Raw genomic sequence first — 17,463 nt, forward strand, 5'->3', positions numbered from 1 at the left:
GCCGCCCGGGGTGCTGCCGCGGCGCGGCATCCATCCCGCTCGCGCCCCGCTCGGCTCAGCCGCCCTGCGCCGCGCGCAATGCCTGCAGCGCGAGCCGCAGCGCGCCATGCGCCGAATCGTCGAGCGGCGCGCGCAGCCGGGCGGCGTGCCGCGCCGGCACGGCCGGCGCGAGCGCGTCGGTCAGCCCGCCGCACAGCGCGACCGGCAACGCCTGTTGCGGATCGAGCGCGTCGATCATCTTGCCGATCTCGTCGCCGGCCTGCGCGATCAGCGCGCTCGCGACCGGATGCGTGCGGTGCGCGAACACGACCGGCGCGAGACGCGCGTAGATCGTCTGGTTCGCGTCGCACGACCACTGAACGAGCGCGTCGCGATCCCGCGCACCCGTTTCCGCGAGCAGGGCCGCGGCAAACGCGTCGCGCGGCACGCGGCCGTCGAGCGCCTGTTGCGCATAGGCGAGCGCGCGCACGCCGAGCCACGCGCCGCTCGCCTCGTCGCCGGACGGAAAGCCGAAACCGCCCGCGATCCGGCATGCGCCGCCCGCATCGAGCGCCGCCGCGATGCTGCCGGTGCCGAGCGCGACGATGAGCCCCGGCGCGCCGCCATGCGCGCCGACGACGGTCGTATACGCATCGCTCTCGATCGCGAGTGCGCCGAGCGGCGCCCGCGCGCGGAATGCAGCGAGCCACGCCGCGTTGTTGACGCCCGCGAGCCCGCAGCCGAGCGCGCACTGCGCCCAGTCGAACGCGAGGCCGGCGTGCGTGAACGCGTCCGCGCACGCCGCGCCGATCGACGCCCATGCGCGCTCGATGCCGAGACCGAGCCCCGACGGGCCGCCGCGCCCCTGCGCGAGCTCGCGCCCGTGCCGGTCGGCCAGCACCGCGCGGGTGCCGGTGCCGCCGCCGTCGATGCCGATCGCAAAAAGTAATGCCGCCATGCCTTCATCCCGCTGATTCGAACAGGCGCCAAGCTTAACCGGATCGGCGCCGCGCGCCCATCTGCCGTTCGGCCGGCTATCCCGCCAAAAGGGCTTCCGCTATGCTGGCGCGATCGAATCGATACTGAAAACGAGGCAGACGATGTCGCAGCGGTGCAACTGGGTGAAGACGGAAGCGGACGCTCACTATCACGATACCGAGTGGGGCATGCCGTCGCACGACGATCGCCATCTGTTCGAAATGCTGATCCTGGAAGGCGCGCAGGCCGGGCTGTCGTGGTCGACGATCCTGAACAAGCGCGCGGGCTATCGCGAGGCATTCGCCGATTTCGACGTCGATGCCGTCGCGCGCTTCACGCCCAAGCGCATCGAGAAATTGCTGGAGAACCCGGGCATCGTGCGCAACCGCGCGAAGGTTGAATCAGCGGTGACCAACGCGCGCGCGGTGCAGCGCATCCGCGAAGAACATGGGTCGCTCGCCGCGTTCCTGTGGTCGTTCGTCGGCGGCACGCCGATCCAGAATGCGTGGCAGTCGTACCGCGACGCGCCCGCCTCGACCGAGCAGTCCGACGCGCTCAGCAAGGCGCTGAAGGCGTACGGCTGCAAGTTCGTCGGCTCGACGATCTGCTATGCGCTGATGCAGGCGACCGGCATGGTCAACGATCACGAAGCCGGCTGCCCGTGCCATGCGCAATGCGCGGCGCTCGGCGGCAAGCAGCCGGCACGCCGGCGCAAGGCGGGCTGACGCGCAGGCCTGAGCGCGAAGATCGACTTCCGAACGCCGCCGCACCGCCGGCCATCGGCCGAAACAGTCGCGCCGCAACGGTCCGGGGGCTTTCCCGGCCCGCAAAAGCAAAACGGCGGAGCGGCCTCTTTCGAGGCACACTCCGCCGTTTCGCGGCGAACCGTCAGATGCTCTTAGTGGAGCTTCTTCGGCAGCATCTGGCTGCGCAGGCGCTTGTGCAGGCGCTTGACGGCTGCTGCCTTCTTGCGCTTGCGGACTGCGGTCGGCTTTTCGTAAGACTGGCGCTCACGCAGTTCAGCGATCAGGCCATTTTTTTCGATAGCGCGACGAAAGCGGCGAATCGCCACTTCGAACGGCTCGTTTTCTTTCAGAAGAATCGTCGTCATGTCGTTCCTAAATTGCTTAAACGGTCAAAAACGTAGCGGCCAAGCGCCACGCACCGGCCATCCGAGCGTCCCCACAACAGGCGAAACGAGCGGAAATACGGCCTCGGAGGCCGGAAAAGAGAGGCGGAAAGCACCGCGAGTACGCTTCACAACCGCGTGCAGCGCCGCGTTTGACTGCCAGCAGACATGCCGAAACCGGCAAAGGCGTGACAGAAAATCTCAATTCAGCCCGCCATCATAGCAGGGAATCACAGACAAAACCACCCTTTTGTCGGTCACCGGCAAACGTTCCACCCCATCTCGCGATTCTCGCGCCACGGCCACCACGCCGCCCGCCATGCCCGGCGCGCCTTCGCGGCAAAACCGGCCCTTCCGTCCCGAATTTCCTCAAACATCCCTCTAAAGTTTTCGCCGGGTGCCGCCGTCAACCAGGAAAGGCGGGCAGCGCCAGACGCAAAAAAGCGCCACGCCGAAATCAGAACCTGTCTGTATCTCAGGCATTTTCCAAAACGAGGAAGCAAATGCTGAACATCAACACCAACATCCTTTCGCTGACGACGCAGACGAATCTGTCGGGCTCGCAAAGCGCACTGTCGCAAGCAATCAACCGCCTGTCTTCGGGCAAGCGCATCAACACCGCTGCTGACGATGCAGCAGGCCTGGCGATCTCGACGTCGCAAACGGCGGCAATCAATGCGCTGACGCAAGGTGTTGCAAACGCGAACAACGGCATCTCGATGATCCAGACCGCCAACGGCGCGCTGCAATCGACGGTCGACAACCTGCAGCGTATCCGTACGCTGGCGCAACAAGCAGGCGACGGCTCGCTGGATTCGAGCGCCCGCGCGAACCTGCAAGCTGAAGTGACGACGCGTCTCAGCGAAATCGACCGTGTCGCATCGCAAACGACGTTCAACAGCCAGACCATCCTGGGCGGCGCCGGCAGCGTCACGTTCCAGATCGGCGCAGCAGCGAACCAGGTCGTTACCGTCGACTTCGGCACGGCGAACTGGAACAGCACGGGCATGAGCGTGAACAGCCTGAGCGTCGCCACCCAGTCGGGCGCGCAATCGGCGATCACGGCGATCGACGCGGCACTGAAGCAAGTCAACACGTTCCAGGCAACGCTGGGCGCAGCACAGAACACGTTCCAGGCTGCGATCTCGACGACGCAAACCCAGGCAACCAACATGACCGCCGCTCGCTCGCAGATCACCGACGCGGACTTCGCGACGGAAACGGCGAACCTGAGCAAGGCGCAAGTGCTGCAACAAGCTGGTATCTCGGTTCTGGCGCAAGCGAACTCGCTGCCGCAGCAAGTCCTGAAGCTCCTCGGCTAATCGAGCAGCACCCGCGGCGGGCCACGTGCCCGCCCGCCTCCGGGCACGGCGGCGTCGCCATGCGACGCATCGCGACGCCGCCGAAACCGCCCGGACCGGAATTCTCCAGGGAGGCACGCCTCCCTCTTTGCATTGAACCGCGGCGCCCCGCCGCATCGCGCACGTTGATTGCGCGGACGACCGGAGCAACGGCATGGCCACCACGACCCCCGTCAGCAGCACGGACATCAGCACCATCCTGGCGAATGCAGGTCAATCGATCATCAGCGGCGCGACGAATTCGACGCTCGACGTCAATACGCTCGTCACGACGCTGGTGAACGCGAAGACGGCCGGGCAATTGCAGGCCCTGCAGACCCGGCAGACGAACGACAATACGCAGCTGTCCGCGATCGGCCAGCTGAAGGGCGCGCTGTCCGCGCTGCAGACCGCGCTCACCGGCCTCTCGGACGGCACCGCGCTCGGCAGCCTGGCCGCGACGGCGAGCGGCACGGGCATCGCGACGACGATCAAGAGCGGCAGCGGCGCGGTGGCCGGTTCGTATTCGGTCAATGTCACGCAGCTCGCGACCGCCAACAAGCTGTCGTCGGCCGGCGTGACGTCGGCGGACACGATCTCGGCCGGCTCGCTGAGCATCACCTTCGGCAGCAACCCCGCATTCAACGTCAACGTGGCGGCCGGCGCGTCGCTGTCCGACATCGCGTCGTCGATCAACTCCGCGTCCGGCAATGCCGGCGTCACCGCGTCGGTCATCACCGGTTCGGACGGCCAGCATCTCGTGATGCAGTCGAACGCCACCGGTGCGGCCAACACGATCTCGATCACGGGCACCGGCGTCAACTCGAAACTGACGTCGGGGTACACGACGGTCACGCCGGCCGCCGACGCGAATCTGACGATCGACGGCACGCCGGTGTCGAGCGCGTCGAACAACGTGTCGGGCGCGCTGACGGGTGTCACGCTGGCGCTGTCGCAGGCCGCGGTCGGCACGACGCAAACCATCACGCTGTCGCAGGACACGGCCGCGGCGACGACCGCGATCAACAATTTCGCGACCGCGTATACCAACTTCGTGAATACCGCGAAATCGCTGTCGAGCTACGACTCGACAGCGAATACCGCCGGCCCGCTGCTCGGCGACGCGATGCTGAACACGATCAGGAGCACACTCGCGACGACGCTCAGCAGCGGCGTCACGACGGGCGGCACGACCTATGCGCTCGGCAGCATCGGCATCAACGTGGACTCGACCGGCGCGATGTCGGTCGACACCGCCGCGCTGACCACCGCGCTCAAGTCGAACAGCTCCGCGGTGACGGCGATCTTCAACCAGACGAACGGCATCGCCCAGGCGCTCAATGCGAACATCAACTCGTACACGCAGACGTCCGGCCTGATCGACCAGCGCACCACCGCGATCAACGCCGATCTGAAGAGCGTGCAGAGTCAGGCGACGCAACTGCAGAGCTACTCGGACCAGTTGACCAAGCAATACAATGCGCAGTTCACCGCGCTGAACACGCTGATGGCGACGATGGCGAACAACACCCGCTACCTGACCCAGCTGTTCGGCGGCCAGAACAGCGCCGGCACGCTGGCCAACAACAAGTAAACGTTGGCCGCCCCCCTTCGGAGCAGAACCATGACGAACGACACCCTGTCCCGCGCCTTCGATCTGACCCGTGCCATGCAGTCGGCGGCCGATGCGCGCGACTGGGTGCGCGTCGCGGCCCTCGCCGACGAACGCTCGCCGCTGCTGATGAACCTGTCCGGCGAGCAGACCCCGGACGTGCTGGACCAGGTGCGGCAGATCATGGCGATCGACGCGTCGATCACCGAGCATGCGCAGACGGACCGTGACCGCCTGGCTGCGGAATTTGCGCAGTCCCAGGAGCGGATCAAGGCCGCGAGCCAGTACCAGAAAGCCGGCATGCTGTGACCGGCCGGGCGTCTCGCCCGCCGCGCATTTCGAATTAAAAGACGCCGCCAGTCGAGCGGTCCGTTGTCGCCGTACCGTCGAGCCGCTTCAATGCGGCTTTTTTTCGCCTGCGGGCGGGAGCGCGAGCCGGATCGCGCCGGCTACGCCCGCGCCGCCCGCTCGACGGCCGCGTCGATCATCTCGGGCGGCCGGCCCGACGATGCGCGAGCGCGGCTTCCAACCGGGGCGCGATCCCGCTCGTCACGCGTCCCGGGGCGCCGTCTCGCCGGCCGCGTAGCGGGTCCACATGCCGTGCAGCGCGTCCTCGAGGTTGCGTGCGAAGCGCGACGCATCGCACAGCGGCGACGCCAGCGCGCGCTCGCGCAGCGTTGCACGCAGCGTCGCCAGCCCGTCGCGGTCGCGCGCGAACGCGACCGCCTTCGCGAGGTACGCATCCTCGTCTTCCGCGATCCAGTCGCCCATGCCCGCCGCGTGCAGCAGGCTTTCGCAAATGTGCGTGACGAACCGGCTGCCCTTCATCCCGAGCACCGGCACGCCCATCCACAGCGCTTCGGCCGTGGTCGTGCCGCCCGGGTACGGGAACGGGCTCAGCGCGATGTCGATGCGGTTATACGCGGCGAAGTACTCCGCACGCGGCGAACCGCCTTCGAGAATCAGCCGATCCGCCCCGACGCCGTGCCGCGCGAAGCGGTCGAGCGTCGCCTGGTTCACGTCGCCGGCGCCGAGCTCATGGGCCTTCAGCAGCAGGCGTGCGTCCGGCAGTGCGTGCAGGATGCGCGACCACAGCGCGACGACCTCGTCGCTGACCTTGATCAGCTTGCCGAAGCAGCCGAACGTGACGCCGCCATGAGCCGCCATCGGCAGCGGGCCGACCGCGACATCGTACGGCGGCGGCGTGAAGCACAGGTAGCTGTCCGGCAGCCGCCACGGCCGCTCGGTGAAGTGATGCGCCTCGTCGGCCGGTAGCGTATGCGCATCGCCGATGAAATAGTCGATCGCGCGGCAACCGGTCGTCGCGAAGAAACCGAGCCAGCTCGCCTGCACCGGCGCGGGCTTGTGCCCGAAGATCGGCAGGCCGCTCCAGTTGGTGTGGCCTGCCATATCGATCAGGATGTCGATACCGTCGTCGCGAATCAGTTGCGCGGCCTCCTCGCGGCCCAGGCTGACCACCTTCTTCCAGCTCGCGAAGTTCGGCCTGAGCCGCGCGGTCACGTCGTCCTCGCCGACGAAGGTCACATAGGCATGCGGCTCGATGCGCGACCGGTCGATCCGCGCGAGCACGCTTTCCAGGAAGATGCCGACCGGGTGCTGGCGCAGGTCGCCCGACACGAAGCCGACGCGCAGCGGCCGCCCCTGCGCCTGCGCGACGCGCTGCGCGCGGTCGTGCTCGAACGGGTGCGCATCGCGCTCGAGATGCTCGCCGTAGCGGCGCGCTTCGGCGACCCACTCCTGCGGCTCGAACGCGGGTGAGCTCGACATGTTGAACAGCATCCGCGAGTACGCGCGATGCACGTCGTGCCGGATCGCCGAGCGGAACGCATCCAGCGCGCCGGCGAGGTCCCCTTTCGCCCACAGGATGTCGCCGAGCGTCATCTGGACCTTCAGCGGATCGATGCCGAGCGCCCTCGCGATCTCGGTGTGCTTCATCGCCTCGTCGAGCTTCTCGAGCCGAAACAGCGCGGCGGCGAGGTTGTGATGCGCGTCGGCATCGTCCGGGTTCAGGTCGATCGCGTGCCGGTGGCTCAACTCCGCGGCGGCCAGCAAATTGAGGTTGTGATACGCGAAGCCAAGGAAGTTGTATGCGTCGGCCAGTTCGGGATCGAGCTCGATCGCACGCCGGCACACCTGCACCGCCTGCCCGTATTCGCCCTGCTGGTTGCGCAAATCGCCGAGCCACGCCCATGCCTGTGCATGCGCGGGGTCGATCGCGACCGCCTGCTCGAGCAGCTCGAGCGCCTTGTCGAAATCGCCGATGCGCTGCAGCAACCTTGCCAGCACGCAGTGCGCGTCTGCGTCGCCCGGATCGAGCCCCTCGCGCGCATGGTCGATCGCGCCGTGCAGATCGCCGGCCGCGCGCAGCGTCGCGCTCAGCCCCCGATGCGCGACACGAAAGCCCGGTTGCAGCGCGATGGCGCGACGATAGGCATCCGCAGCATCGTCGAATTTCTCCTGCGCATGCAGCGCGTTGCCGAGATTGCAGTACGCATCCGCGTACTGCGGCTGGTGCGCGACGGCCTTCGCGTAGCTCGCGGCCGCCGCTTCGTGCTCGCCCAGGTCCTGCAGCGCGTTGCCGAGATTGTTGTACGCCTCCGCATAACCGGGGCGCAGCTCGATCGCGCGCGCGCAGCTCTGCATCGCGGCCGCCGGCTCGCGTGCATCGCGCAACGCGTTGCCGAGGTTGTTGTGCGCCTCCGGATAGTCCGGTCGCAGCCCCACCGCGCGCCGATAGTGCGCGATCGCGTCGTCGAGCCGGCCGCTTTCGCGCAGCATGTTGCCCAGGTTGTTGAAGTACGACGCATCCGGCCGCTCGACGAGCGATTGCTCCATCAGCGCGAGCCCCGCGTCGTACTGCTTCAACTGGCATGCGAGCAGCCCGAGGAAATGCAGTGCATCCGGCTGGCCCGGCTGCGCGGCGAGGATCGCGTCGTACAGCGTCTTCGCTTCCGCGAGACGCCCCGCCTGATGATGCGCCAGCGCGGACTGCAGCGTGTCGTGGATATCGTTCATGCTTCCTGCTCCGAGTTCGTATAGCGTTGCCACATGGCGAGGAACGCCGCTTCGAGATGCGTCGCGAACCGGCGCGCGTCGCACAACGGCGACGCGAGCAGCTGCGCACGCAGGCTCGCGCGCAGCGCCGCGAGGCGCTCGCGATCGTGCACCGCCGCGATCGCCTTCGCGACATAGCCGTCCTCGCCGTCAGCAACCCATTCGCCCATGCCCGCCGCGTGCAGCACGCTTTCGCAGATGTGCGTGACAAAGCGCCCGCCCTTCATGCCGAGCACCGGCACACCCATCCACAGCGCTTCGGCCGTGGTCGTGCCGCCCGGGTACGGGAACGGGCTCAGCGCGACGTCGATGCGGTTATATGCGCCGAAGTATTCCGCGCGCGGCGAACCGCCCTCGAGGATCAGCCGGTCCGCGTCGATGCCATGCCGCGCGAAGCGTGCGGCGGTCGCGTCGCGCACGCCCTCGCGACCGAGTTCGTGCGCCTTGAGCAGCAGCCGCGCGTTCGGCAGCGCGTGCAGGATGCGCGACCACGCGCGCACGACGTCGTCGCCGATCTTCACGAGCTGGCCGAAGCAACCTAACGTCGGCTGGCCGCTCGCCGCCATCGGCAGCGGGCCGACCTCGACGTCGCAGGCCGGCGGCGTGAAGCACAGGAAGCTGTCCGGCAGCCGCCACGGCTTCTCGACGAAGTGATGCGCTTCGGCGTCCGGCAGCGTGTAGCGGTCGCCGATGAAGTAGTCGATCGCGTCGCAGCCGGTCGACGCGAAGAAGCCGAGCCAGCTCGCCTGCACCGGCGCCGGTTTCCAGCCGAACACGGGGAGCCCGCTCGACTGCGTATGGCCCGCGAGGTCGACGAGAACGTCGATTTCGTCGTCGTGAATCATCCGCGCGGCCACGTCCGGACCCAGCGCGGCGATCGAGCGCCAGCCGTTCGCGTGCGGCTTCAATTTCGCGGTGATCGCGTCCTCCTCGTCCGTGGTCACGTACACGCGCAGGTCGATGCGCGTGCGCTCGAGGTGCGCGAGCACGCTTTCCAGGAAGATCCCGACCGGGTGCAGGCGCAGGTCGCCGGACACGAAGCCGACGCGCAGCTGCCGCCCTTGAGCGCGCGCGCCCCGCTCGCGCGGATCGTGCGCATGGCGCGTCGAACGCGCGGCCAGGTGCCGGCCGTAGCGCCGCGCATCGGCCAGATAGTCGGCGGGGTTCACGCAAGCGGACGCCGCCGCGCTGAACAGCAGCCGGTTCAGCACGGTCGCCGCGACGTCGTCGGCATCGTCGCGCACCAGCGCGAGCGCGTCGCGATAGGCGTGGACCGCGGCATCGACGTTGCCCTGCGCGCGCAGGATGTCGCCGAGATTGACGTGCATCAACACGGCCGGCGGGCCGGCCTGCAACGCCCGCCGGCAATACACGAGCGCCTCGTCGAGCCGCTGCAGCTTCAGCAGCACGACGGATAGGTTGTGGCACGCGCCGGCGTCCGCCGGATTGAGCGTGACGGCCGTGCGATGGCACGCTTGCGCATCCTCGAGCCGGTTCAGTCCGTGATACGCGTTGCCCGCGTGGTTATGTGCGTCGCCGAGGTTCGGCGCGAGCCGGATCGCGTCCTGTGCATGCGCGAGCGCTTCCGCGCAGCGCAGTTGCTTGTGACACACGGCGCTCAGGTTCGCGTGGGCCATCGCCATCGACGCATCCAGCTCGATCGCGCGGCCGTAATGCGTGGCGGCGCCATCGAGGTCGCCCAGATCCTGCAGCGCATTGCCGAGGTTGTTGTACGCCTCCGCGTAACCGGGGCGCAACGCGATCGCGCGCGCGCAGCTCTGCATCGCGGCCGCCGGCTCGTGCGCGTCGCGCAACGCGTTGCCGAGGTTGTTGTGCGCCTCCGGATAGTCCGGCCGCAGCGCCACCGCGCGCCGATAGTGCGCGATCGCGTCGTCGAGCCGGCCGCTTTCGCGCAGCATGTTGCCCAGGTTGTTGAAGTACGACGCGTCCGGCCGCTCGACGAGCGATTGCTCCATCAGCGCGAGCCCCGCGTCGTACTGCTTCAACTGGCACGCGAGCAGCCCGAGGAAATGCAGCGCATCCGGCTGGCCCGGCTGCGCGGTGAGGATCGCGTCGTACAGCGTCTTCGCTTCCGCGAGACGCCCCGCCTGATGATGCGCGAGCGCGGCCTGCAATGCCTGTCCTGTTCCGTCCATCTCGTCTGTCCTGCTCAATAGGGATGCGGTTCGCGTCGGAAGTCGATCGGCCTGCCGCCGTGCCCGATCATCACCGCCGGCGCCGCAATCCCGTCGCGCGCCATCCTGACGACGGTGTCGCGCACGCGCCGCCGGTCGGAATGACGATCACGTCGGCCGGCGCGGTGTTCAGCGCGGGAGCGCCATGTTCCGCTTGCCGCCAACGTGGAAATGCCCACGCCCGTCAAGTCGTGAGCGGCCTCACACGGATGCGACCCGCGCGGCTTCGACGTGCCGCGCCCACATGCCGTGCAGTGCGTCCTCGAAGTGGCGCGCGAAGCGGGGCGCGTCGCACAGCGGCGACGCGAGCACCTGCGCGCGCAGCGTCGTGCGCAGCGCCGCCAGCTCGGCGGGCTGGCCGACCTGCGCGACGGCCTTCGCGACATACGCGGCGTCGTCGTCCGCGATCCACTCGGGCAGCCGCGCCGAATGCAGCAGGCTCTCGACAATGTGCGACAGGAAGCGCTCGCCGCGCCGGCACAGCACGGGCACGCCCATCCACAGCGCTTCGGCGGTCGTCGTGCCGCCCGGATACGGGAACGGGCTCAGCATCAGGTCGACACGCCGGTACGCGGCCAGGTATTCGGCGCGCGGCGAGCGGCCTTCGAAGATCAGGCGCTGCGCGTCGATGCCGTGCGCCGCGAAGCGCGCGGCAAGCGCCTGCTGCTCGCGCGGATCGTCGAGATGCTCGGCCTTCACGAACAGCTTCGCGCCCGTGACCGATTGCAGCACGCGCGACCAGACCGCGACGACCTGATCGGTGATCTTCGCGAGCTTGCCGAAATAGCCGAAGGTCGGATGGCCGTTCGCGAGCATCGGCAGCGCGCCGACGTCGACAGGCTCGGCCGGCGGCGTAAAGCACAGATAGCTGTCCGGCAGATGCCACGGCCGCTCGGTGAAATGCGCGGCCTCGGCGGGCGGCAGCACGTGACGGTCGCCGATCACGTAGTCGATCGCGCCCACGCCGGTGCTCGCGAAATAACCGGGCCAGCTCGCCTGCAGCGGCGCCGGCTTCCACGCGAACAGCGGCAGGCGGTTGTAGACCGTGTGGCCCGCCGCGTCGAGCAGCACGTCGATGCGGTCCGCGCGGACACGCGCAGCCGCCGCTTCGTCGCTCAGGCCGGCGATGCTGGTCCATGTCGAGAAGGCCGGCTTGATGCGGGCGGTCACGTCGTCCTCGACGTCGCGCGTCGGGTACGCATGCATCTCGATCCGGTTCGGGTCGAGATGCTTCAGCATGCTCTCGATGAAATAGCCGACCGGATGCGACTTCAGGTCGCCCGACACGATGCCGACCTTCAGCGGCCGCCCGAGCCGGGGAGCCAGGTCGACGAGCCAGTCCGTCCACGGCTTCGCGCACCGCGTGACGAGTTCGTCGTAGCGCGCGGCCTCGGCGAGATAGGCGTCGTGGTCGAACGCTTCGCTGCAGTGGCTCGCGAACAGCAGGTTGCTGCGCGGCTCCGGCAGTTCGGGGCGCAGCGCGACCGCGTGCCGGTAGGCCTCGAGCGCGGCCGGAATCTCGTTCAGGTCGAACAGCGCATTCGCAAGATTGTTGTAGGCCTGGCCGTTGTCCGGCTTCAGCGCAATGGCCTGGCAGAACGCATCGACGGCCGCGCGGACGTCGCCGGCGAGCCGCAGCGCGTTGCCGAGGTTGTTGTACGCATCGACGTAGTCGGGTCGCAGCTCGATGGCGAGACGGAAGCACTCGGCGGCGGCGGCGTGACGGTTGTCCGCCTGCATCACGTTGCCGAGGTTGTAGTAGTACATCGCGTCGGGCCGGATCTCGATCGCCGCCATGATCAGGTCGGATGCCTCCTGATAGCGTCCGTACTGATGGCCGATCAGGCCGAGGAGGTGAAGCGCGTCCGCGTGCCGGGGATCGGTGTCGAGGATCTGCCGGTACAGCGTCTCGGCCTCTTCCAGCCGTTCGGCCTGATGGTGCGCCAGCGCCTGTTCGATCGTGGCGGCGGCGGGGGAGGTGGGCATCATGAGCTATGTCGTCCTGGTAGCCAATACGGGATTCGAATCGCGGCCGGCGCCGCTGCGTCGGCACACGCCTTCGCCCGCGGACGCACGCACCGACGGTCTCCGACGTGTCCGAATTCTCCACGCGCACGCCGCGTTCCAATTTGGCGAGCAGGTGCTGGAATTGGTCGCTATTCCCGCGACTGCAAGCCGCCCCCGCGGGCGCCCGAATTCGCGCCGGACACGCGCGCATCCATCGAAATGCGGGGTGAAACCACCCGCTAATCCGACATTCGATCCTGGCGGCGCTCGCTAGACTTGATCGTAGAAAGATGTCCGACCTGCGACGCTCGGACGGCTGCGCATTCCGATGCCGCCGCGCCGACACGCGCTCGTCCGGTCACACCCTTTGTGCCTGGAGCCCTGTGTATGCACGAATCAGCGATCATCACCAACGCAGACGGCGATCAGCTCGCGGCGCGCCGCGAACTGTTCGACCTGATGCAGACCTACCCCGCGACGCGCGAGGAACTGGAACGGTCGCTCGGCCTGTTCGTGCGCGGCTCGCTCCTCGCACGCATTCTCGCGACCTTCGAGATTTATCAAAAAATCGTGCCGCTGCCGGGCGCGATCCTCGATCTCGGCACGTGGCGCGGGCAGACCGCCGTGCTGTGCGAGAACTTCCGCGCGATTCTCGAGCCGCTGAACTTCCAGCGCCGCATCCACGCATTCGATACGTTCACGGGCTACACGGGCTTCGCCGAGCACGACACGCGCGACCGCAAGCTGTTCTCCGACGGCACGTACTCGCTGTCCGGCGAGTACGCCGACCTGCTGCGCAAGCTGCTGAACCTGCACGAGCGCAGCAACGCGATGGGGCACGTGCATGACAAGCACCACGTGTGGGAAGGCGACTGCCGCGACACGCTGGCGGCGTTCGGCGAAGCGCATCCCGGCGAGATGGTCGCGCTCGCGTGGTTCGACCTGAACGTGATCGAGCCGACCCGGCACGCGTTCGACGCGGTGATGGAGCGGCTGGTGCCCGGCGGCGTCGTCGCGTTCTGGCAGCTCACCCGCGGCGGCCAGCTGCCCGCGGAAGGCGTCCATTACCTGCGCGACCTGCTCGGCAACCGTCCGCACCAGATCCACAAGGCGGCGGCCTATCCGTCGCTCTGCTACCTGTCATTCCCCGAAGGTGGGGGCACACGCAAATGAAAATCGCAATCCTCGGCAACGGCATTCTCGGCCTGATGACGGCGCGCGCATGGCCCCCGCCCGACGCGGGGGTCGAGCTCGTGATCGTCGGCCACGCGCATCGGCCCGGCTCGGCCACGCGCGCTGCGGCGGCGATGCTCAATTCGTTCACCGAGTTGGAAGGCGATTCGCTCGGCACGCCGATCGACCGCTTCAAGTTCGAGCTGAGCCGCGGCGCGACGGCAGCCTGGCCCGCCGTATTCGCTGAAATCTGCACGCCGGAGCGCGCGATCGCGCACGGCTTCGGCACCTTCGTGCTGAACAACGCGGCGACCGACGCGCTCGACGACGAGAACTTCGCGGCCATGCAGCGGTTCTGCCGCGAATTCGAGGAGCCCTGCGAGGCGGTCGATCCGTCAGGCATCCCGAACTATCATCCGGACCCGCGCTATCGCGCGCTGAAGGCGGTCTTCCTGAAGCGCGAAGGCTGGGTCAATCCGAAACAGTTTCTCGACGCGCTGACCGCGTCGGTCGCGCAAGCCGGCAACGTGCGCTTCATCGACGCCGAGGTCGAGCGGCTCGACACCGCGGCCGGACGCGTCACCGGGGCGCGCCTGTCCGACGGCAGCGTGCTCGGCGCGGACCGCTTCATCCTCTGCAACGGCGCCAACGTGACGCGCGTGCTGCAGGCGAGCCTGCCCGATCTGCCGGTGCAGCGGATGTTCTACGGCATCGGCATGTCGATCGAACTGCAGAGCACGGAGAACGTGCACACGCACTGCGTGCGCACGACCAACCGCGGCCTCGCGTGCGGGGTGTATTCGGCGCCGTACGGGCCCGACCGGACCCTCGTCGGCGCCAGCAACTACATCAGCCCGGTGCCGCACGAGCACGGCCACGCCGGCAGCGCGTACACGCTGCTCAAGTCCGCGATGGACCAGATCAACACCCGCTTCTCGCGCGCGAACCTGGTCAACGTCAACGTCGGCTGGCGACCGACGACGTCCGACCTGTATCCGCTGTTCGGCGAAACCAGCGTGCGCGACCTGTGGATTCTCGGCGGCACCAAGCGCGACGGCTTCCACCTGTCGCCGGTGCTGAGCCGCGATCTCGTCGCGGCGATGCGCGGCGAGCCGATCGATCCGCGCTACGCGGAACTCGCGCCCGAACGCCCGCTGATCCGCAACATGACGCGCGAGGCCGCGATCGCGAAGACGGTACGCCATCAGATCAATGCCGCGTACCAGCACGATTTCGTGCCGGCGCGCAACCGCATGGTCGAACAGCTCCGGAACGCGATGCGCGCGGACCTGGAGGCGCTGCACGACAAGCTGGGCGCAACGGACTGGGGCATTCCGCCCGAGCTCGTCGACATGTACCGGTACGGCCACATTCCGGCATGAGCGGTGCGACCATGAACCGCGACGCGAAGCGGGTAGCGATCGTCCAGTCCAACTACATTCCGTGGAAGGGCTACTTCGACCTGATCGCCGCCAGCGACGAGTTCATCCTCTACGATGACGCGCAGTACACGCGCCGCGACTGGCGCAACCGCAACCAGATCAAGACGCCGCAGGGCGTGCAATGGCTGAGCGTGCCGGTAAAGGTGAAGGGCAAGTATCACCAGTCGATCCGCGAAACCGAGATCGACGGCGCCGACTGGGCGCCGCTGCACTGGAAGGCCCTGCAGCAGAACTACGCGCGCGCGCCGCACTTCGCGCGCTATGCGGACGAGCTCGAGGCGCTCTACACCGGTCACACCTACGGGATGCTGAGCGAGCTGAATTTCGCGATGCTGACGTGGGTCCTGCGGCAACTGGAGATCGGCACGCGCGTGTCGTCGACGTCGGACTATGCGCTCCACGGCGACCGCACCGAGAAGCTGCTGAACCTGTGCGTGCAGGCGGGCGCGTCCGAGTACCTGTCCGGCCCGGCCGCGCGCAGCTACCTCGACGAGAACCTGTTCGCCGATGCCGGCGTCGCGGTGCGCTGGTTCGACTATCCGACCTATCCCGAGTATCCGCAGCAGTGGGGCGACTTCGTCCACGGCGTGACGGTGCTCGACGTGCTGTTCAACTGCGGTCCCGACGCGCGTCGGTACGCGCTGACCTCGAAAGACTGAGGCGATGTCCATGAGCGAATCCCGGCATGCGAGCCTGCTGGAAGAAGTGGCCGCGTACTACAGCGCGCGGCTGGCGGAGCACGGCGCGACCGCGCGCGGCGTCGACTGGAACGGCGAATCCAGCCAGTTCCTGCGCTTCGAACAACTGACGAAGATCCTGCCCGAGTCCGGCGGCCACTCGGTAAACGACATCGGCTGCGGCTACGGCGCGCTGGTCGATTTCCTGAAGGCGCGTGCGCTGTCGGACAGCTTCGCGTATGCGGGCTACGACATCTCGTCCGATATGGTCGACGCCGCGCGGCAGCGCTATCGCGAAGACGCGAACGTCGCATTTCATGTCGGCGCGGTGCCGCAGGCCGCGTCGGACTACGGGATCGCATCCGGCATCTTCAACGTCAGGCGCGGTCACGGCGACGACGCATGGCTCGACTACATCCACGCGACGCTCGACACGCTGCACGCGACGAGCCGACTGGGCTTCGCGTTCAACTGCCTGACGTCGTATTCCGATCCGCCGTTCATGCGCCCGGACCTCCTGTACTACGCGGACCCGTGCGCGCTGTTCGATCGCTGCAAGCGCCGCTATTCGCGTCACGTCGCGCTGCTGCACGACTACGGCCTGTACGAATTCACGATTCTCGTCCGCAAGGACATCTGAGCGGTGCCGCGCGCGAGCCGCGCGGCCGAACGTCCCCCTTACTGCGGAGCCTGACCATGTTCGGCCCACCCAATCTCGACGTCATTCCGTTCGGCCGCCCGTTCGTGGTCGGCAAGGAGCTCTACTACATCGCGAAAGCGGTCGAGCAGGGCGGCCTCGCCGGCGACCAGGCGTTCACGAAGCTCTGCCACCGCTGGCTGGAAGCGCGCATCGGCTGCCAGCGCGCGCTGCTCACGCACTCGTGCACGGCCGCGCTCGAGATGGCCGCGATCCTCGCCGACGTGCAGCCCGGCGACGAAGTGATCATGCCGTCCTACACGTTCGTGTCGACCGCCAACGCGTTCGTGCTGCGCGGCGCGACGCCGGTGTTCGTCGATATCCGCCGCGACACGCTGAACCTTGACGAGACGCAGATCGCCGCCGCGATCACCAAGCGCACGCGCGCGATCGTGCCGGTGCACTACGCGGGCGTCGCGTGCGACATGGACGTGATCGGGCAGCTCGCGGCGGACCACGACCTGTGGGTGATCGAGGACGCCGCTCAGGCGCTGCAGTCGTCGTGGAACGGCAAGCCGCTCGGCAGCCTCGGCCACCTCGCGTGCCTCAGCTTCCACGAGACCAAGAACGTGATCTCGGGCGAAGGCGGCGCACTGCTGGTCAACGACCCGCGCCTCGTCGAGCGCGCGGAGATCATCCGCGAGAAGGGCACCAACCGCAGTCAATTCTTCCGCGGGCAGGTGGACAAGTACACATGGGTCGACGTCGGCTCGTCGTTCCTGCCGGGCGAGCTGATCGCGGCGTTCCTGTACGCGCAGTTCGAGCACGCGGACGTGATCACCGCGCAGCGGCGTGCGACCGTGCAGCGCTACCAGGACGCACTGCAGCCGCTGCACGCGGACGGCCTGATCGAGCTGCCCGCGATTTCGCTCGCCGAGCGCGGCAACGGCCACATGTTCTATTTCCTCGCACGCAACCTCGCCGAACGCACCGAGCTGCTGCAGCAGATCCGCGCGGTGGGCGTGAACGCGGTGTTCCACTACGTGCCGCTGCACAGTTCGCCGGCCGGCCAGCGCTACGGACGCTGCGGGTCCGGCATGGCGGTGACGGACCTCGTCGCCGACCGGCTCGTCCGGCTGCCGCTGTACCACGACATGACCGAAGCCGAACAGGATCGCATCCTCGACGTGGTCTTCGATTTCTACCGCACCCGATAACG

The 17,463-nt window shown here is 67.9% G+C and carries 15 protein-coding genes; 9 read left to right on the plus strand and 6 right to left on the minus strand.

Going from position 1 to position 17,463, the window contains the following annotated elements; translation table 11 throughout:
* Positions 1–55 precede the first annotated feature (55 nt).
* A complete protein-coding gene (locus tag AC3IFE_RS22875; RefSeq protein WP_489192151.1) occupies positions 56–937 on the minus strand; it encodes a glucosamine kinase nucleotide-binding domain-containing protein in 882 nt (293 codons plus the stop codon).
* Positions 938–1,079: 142 nt separating this feature from the next.
* Between AC3IFE_RS22875 and AC3IFE_RS22880 the strand changes: the two genes are divergently transcribed.
* Positions 1,080–1,682, plus strand: a complete 603-nt coding sequence (locus AC3IFE_RS22880) for a DNA-3-methyladenine glycosylase I (protein ID WP_489192152.1) — start codon at positions 1,080–1,082, stop codon at positions 1,680–1,682.
* A 173-nt stretch (positions 1,683–1,855) separates the two neighbouring features.
* Here the strand turns inward: AC3IFE_RS22880 and rpsU are convergent, their stop codons facing one another.
* On the minus strand, positions 1,856–2,068 hold the full coding sequence (rpsU, locus tag AC3IFE_RS22885) for a 30S ribosomal protein S21 (RefSeq protein WP_006401410.1): 213 nt from the start codon (positions 2,066–2,068) through the stop codon (positions 1,856–1,858).
* A 521-nt stretch (positions 2,069–2,589) separates the two neighbouring features.
* Between rpsU and AC3IFE_RS22890 the strand changes: the two genes are divergently transcribed.
* The 3 genes from AC3IFE_RS22890 to AC3IFE_RS22900 all read left to right on the plus strand — a co-directional run bounded on the left by AC3IFE_RS22890 (position 2,590) and on the right by AC3IFE_RS22900 (position 5,347).
* Complete coding sequence (locus AC3IFE_RS22890) at positions 2,590–3,408, plus strand: flagellin domain-containing protein (RefSeq protein WP_027783219.1); 819 nt, start codon at positions 2,590–2,592, stop codon at positions 3,406–3,408.
* Between the two features lie 193 nt (positions 3,409–3,601).
* Complete coding sequence (gene fliD, locus AC3IFE_RS22895) at positions 3,602–5,020, plus strand: flagellar filament capping protein FliD (protein ID WP_089466371.1); 1,419 nt, start codon at positions 3,602–3,604, stop codon at positions 5,018–5,020.
* A 30-nt stretch (positions 5,021–5,050) separates the two neighbouring features.
* On the plus strand, positions 5,051–5,347 hold the full coding sequence (locus AC3IFE_RS22900; protein WP_089466370.1) for a flagellar protein FliT: 297 nt from the start codon (positions 5,051–5,053) through the stop codon (positions 5,345–5,347).
* A 240-nt stretch (positions 5,348–5,587) separates the two neighbouring features.
* Here the strand turns inward: AC3IFE_RS22900 and AC3IFE_RS22905 are convergent, their stop codons facing one another.
* From AC3IFE_RS22905 to AC3IFE_RS22920, 4 genes are read right to left on the minus strand one after another with little or no spacing between them, the layout of a single operon-like run.
* Positions 5,588–8,074 (minus strand): tetratricopeptide repeat protein, encoded by a 2,487-nt coding sequence (locus AC3IFE_RS22905; protein ID WP_489192156.1) that lies wholly within the window; start codon positions 8,072–8,074, stop codon positions 5,588–5,590.
* Positions 8,071–10,269: an O-linked N-acetylglucosamine transferase family protein gene (locus tag AC3IFE_RS22910; protein ID WP_489192158.1), complete on the minus strand. Its 2,199-nt coding sequence runs from the start codon at positions 10,267–10,269 to the stop codon at positions 8,071–8,073. The genes AC3IFE_RS22905 and AC3IFE_RS22910 overlap by 4 nt, the downstream gene beginning before the upstream one ends.
* A gap of 14 nt (positions 10,270–10,283) precedes the next feature.
* On the minus strand, positions 10,284–10,487 hold the full coding sequence (locus AC3IFE_RS22915) for a hypothetical protein (RefSeq protein ID WP_489192160.1): 204 nt from the start codon (positions 10,485–10,487) through the stop codon (positions 10,284–10,286).
* A 22-nt stretch (positions 10,488–10,509) separates the two neighbouring features.
* The gene (locus AC3IFE_RS22920) at positions 10,510–12,297 is read right to left on the minus strand and encodes an O-linked N-acetylglucosamine transferase, SPINDLY family protein (RefSeq protein ID WP_489192162.1); all 1,788 of its coding nucleotides are present in this window, start codon (positions 12,295–12,297) and stop codon (positions 10,510–10,512) included.
* 405 nt (positions 12,298–12,702) lie between these two features.
* Between AC3IFE_RS22920 and AC3IFE_RS22925 the strand changes: the two genes are divergently transcribed.
* From AC3IFE_RS22925 to rffA, 5 genes are read left to right on the plus strand one after another with little or no spacing between them, the layout of a single operon-like run.
* Positions 12,703–13,488 carry a class I SAM-dependent methyltransferase gene (locus AC3IFE_RS22925; protein ID WP_059561588.1) on the plus strand — a complete coding sequence of 262 codons (786 nt, stop codon included), beginning with the start codon at positions 12,703–12,705 and terminating at the stop codon, positions 13,486–13,488.
* Entirely contained in the window at positions 13,485–14,870 is a 1,386-nt protein-coding gene (locus AC3IFE_RS22930; RefSeq protein WP_489192164.1) for an NAD(P)/FAD-dependent oxidoreductase, read from the plus strand. Before AC3IFE_RS22925 ends, AC3IFE_RS22930 begins: the two co-directional genes overlap by 4 nt.
* Positions 14,867–15,589 (plus strand): WbqC family protein, encoded by a 723-nt coding sequence (locus tag AC3IFE_RS22935; RefSeq protein ID WP_489192166.1) that lies wholly within the window; start codon positions 14,867–14,869, stop codon positions 15,587–15,589. Before AC3IFE_RS22930 ends, AC3IFE_RS22935 begins: the two co-directional genes overlap by 4 nt.
* Before the next feature lie 10 nt (positions 15,590–15,599).
* Complete coding sequence (locus AC3IFE_RS22940; protein ID WP_089466364.1) at positions 15,600–16,247, plus strand: class I SAM-dependent methyltransferase; 648 nt, start codon at positions 15,600–15,602, stop codon at positions 16,245–16,247.
* A 56-nt stretch (positions 16,248–16,303) separates the two neighbouring features.
* Positions 16,304–17,461: a dTDP-4-amino-4,6-dideoxygalactose transaminase gene (gene rffA / locus AC3IFE_RS22945; RefSeq protein ID WP_489192168.1), complete on the plus strand. Its 1,158-nt coding sequence runs from the start codon at positions 16,304–16,306 to the stop codon at positions 17,459–17,461.
* Positions 17,462–17,463 lie beyond the last annotated feature (2 nt).

The sequence above is a fragment of the Burkholderia sp. APQ4-4ca genome (assembly GCF_057837105.1).